Origin of the sequence: Wolbachia endosymbiont of Drosophila barbarae (assembly GCF_044752445.1) — a bacterium.
Lineage (GTDB): Bacteria > Pseudomonadota > Alphaproteobacteria > Rickettsiales > Anaplasmataceae > Wolbachia > Wolbachia pipientis.
This window is the reverse complement of the sequence record NZ_JBIXJM010000058.1, coordinates 1-2381: the sequence shown is the minus strand read 5'-3', so window position 1 is coordinate 2381 and position 2381 is coordinate 1. Positions and strand designations below refer to the sequence as shown.

The 2381-nt window shown below is 36.8% G+C and carries 2 protein-coding genes and 1 pseudogene; 2 read left to right on the top strand and 1 reads right to left on the bottom strand.

Annotated features, from left to right (window positions below):
* Positions 1–65: 65 nt before the first annotated feature.
* Positions 66–326 (bottom strand): annotated as a pseudogene (locus ACIPNH_RS00790) (phage portal protein); the annotation flags it as partial.
* Between the two features lie 134 nt (positions 327–460).
* Here ACIPNH_RS00790 and lipB point away from each other — a divergent pair.
* Both lipB and ACIPNH_RS00780 read left to right on the top strand, forming a co-directional pair.
* Positions 461–1102 (top strand): lipoyl(octanoyl) transferase LipB, encoded by a 642-nt coding sequence (gene lipB / locus ACIPNH_RS00785; RefSeq protein WP_400770983.1) that lies wholly within the window; start codon positions 461–463, stop codon positions 1100–1102.
* Positions 1102–2127, top strand: coding sequence for an LD-carboxypeptidase (locus ACIPNH_RS00780; RefSeq protein ID WP_400770980.1), 1026 nt, complete (start codon positions 1102–1104; stop codon positions 2125–2127). Before lipB ends, ACIPNH_RS00780 begins: the two co-directional genes overlap by 1 nt.
* Positions 2128–2381 lie beyond the last annotated feature (254 nt).

Sequence of the window (2381 nt, the reverse complement as noted above, 5' to 3'; positions counted from 1 at the left end):
GAAAGCTAGTGAATTTGGTTATGTCTTGATTAAAAAAGAGCTACTAGCAGAAAGAGTTTCTTAGAAGAATAAAGTAATTTCAGTAATGGATGGGCTTTTAGTTGCGATTTTCCCTGGTCAGTAAGCTGGCAGAGAGTAAGAGGTACCGAAGATGCAGCACTTGCAATCATATTGATTGCTCGAAAGGCAATAACATTTTTTATGTAACCTTCCTCAGCAAAACTTACATAATCACGCTTACTCCAACTTGGCTCCATCATTAGCTGCAAAGCAGAATATTTAGTAAATACTGCGCTTTTTTTTCTTTGAAAGATGTTGAAATTCATATGTGCCTCATGAAAGATGTTTAAAAGTTAAAAGTGTTTTAGATTCTGTAGTTAAACTAAGACATAGATCCCAGTGTCACGCACTGGGATGACGGAAGGAAAGCACTTGGGTGACAGGAAAAGAACGAACTGCTATACTAAAAAAAAAGAAATTGAACATGACAGAATGGCTAATATCTAATCAGCTTATTGATTATAACTGTGCCGTAAAATCTATGGAAGAAAAAATTCAACAAATTCACAATAATTCAGCAGACGAATTAGTATGGCTACTCCAGCACCCTCCACTTTATACTGCAGGAATCAGTGCAACAGATGACGACGTTGTTGAAAAATTATTTCCTATATATAAAACAGGCAGGGGTGGCAAACACACATATCATGGTCCAGGACAGCGCATTATATATTTAATGTTAAACCTTAAAAAAAGAAACAAATGCGATATAAAGCTATATATTAGAGATCTAAGTAAGTGGATCATAAATGTTTTAAAGCAATTTAATATACTTGGAGAATTTAAAGAGGATAGAATAGGTGTTTGGGTAAACCATAACGGAGTAGAAAAAAAAATTGCAGCTTTTGGTATCCGTTTAAGAAAATGGGTAACTTATCATGGCATAGCGCTTAACGTCTTTCCAGACCTCTCTCACTATAAGGGTATTATTCCTTGTGGACTGCAAGATTATGGCGTCACGTCAATGGAAGAACTAGGAGTGAAAGTTCCACTCTCTGAATTGGATGATATACTAAAAAAAGAGTTTTATAAGATATTTTAATGATTGTTTATCTTTTATATTTCATTCTCACTTTATGTGCTAACACAAGTATTCATGCAATCGACCAAGTTGATATTATTGCTCCTTCTTCGAAGGGAAAAGAATCAGATCTGACTACTATAAAAGAATATGTAGAAGCTTTGGATTTTAATCCTCATATTTCGGAGAAAATATATAGTAATGATAATCCATTTTATTCCAACTCTGATGAATTCAGAGCAAATGATTTGGTTAGTGCACTAACCGGTGATAGTAAAATAATTTGGTGTATCAGAGGAGGAGAAGGGGCTTCTCGGTTAATTCCCTATCTAGAAAAGTTACCCAATGATAAAAAAGAAAGGATTGCTCAAAACAAAAAAATCCTCATAGGCTATAGCGATATAACTGCCTTGCACACCTATCTACAAGCTAAATATGATTGGCAAACTCTTCACGGCACCATGTTGGAAATGATAGTAAATAACTCCGTTTCTGAAAGCTCTGTTGAAAAATTGAAAGAGTTAATTCTTAACAAGCGGGATTCTATCAGATTTGATAACCTAAAGACGATAAATAATGGCATTAGACTAAAAGATGGCAGATTAAAGTCTAAAATCATCGGTGGTAATATGACTTTAGTTGAAAACAGTATAGGAACTGTTTGGCAAATAAATGCGAAAGGTAAAATTCTATTTTTAGAGGACATAAGAGTCTACCCATACGCAATAGAGCGCAGTTTAGATCACCTAAAACAAGCTCACATCTTTGATGGAGTACATGCAGTAATCTTTGGGGATTTCGTTAACTGCTATAACGATAACCTTGTTGAAGTTGTAAAAGAAAGGTTTGCAAAAAGTGTTAACTTTCCTGTATTTACAATGAAAGGGGTAGGCCATGGACATACAAATGATCCTTTACCTTTTAACACTCACGCTATTATTAGCGTTCAAGACGAAAAAGAAGGTTTGTTTTTTATGGACGTGCAGAATTTAGCTAATCTTATAGCTAACGCGAGCTCTACGTCATACCGCCGCAGTATCTCTTAGCCGCTAACACGTACTTAACCGTCATACCGCGATTCATTCGCGGTATCTCATCCGCTAACAAGAGATCCCGCTAACATGTAGCGGGATGACGAATTGCTTAACCGTCATACCGCCGCGGTATCTCTTAGCCGCTAACACATAGCGGAATGACGAAGTTATCGTCATGCCACCGCGAACCGTCATACCACCACGAACCGTCATACCGCGATTCATTCGCGGTATCTCTAGATCCCGCTAACACGTAGCGGGATGAC

What these genes read in the sequence shown, in the direction of transcription:
- ACIPNH_RS00780 (WP_400770980.1), top strand. Translation starts at nt 1,102, where the DNA reads ATGATTGTTTATCTTTTATATTTCATTCTCACTTTATGTGCTAACACA.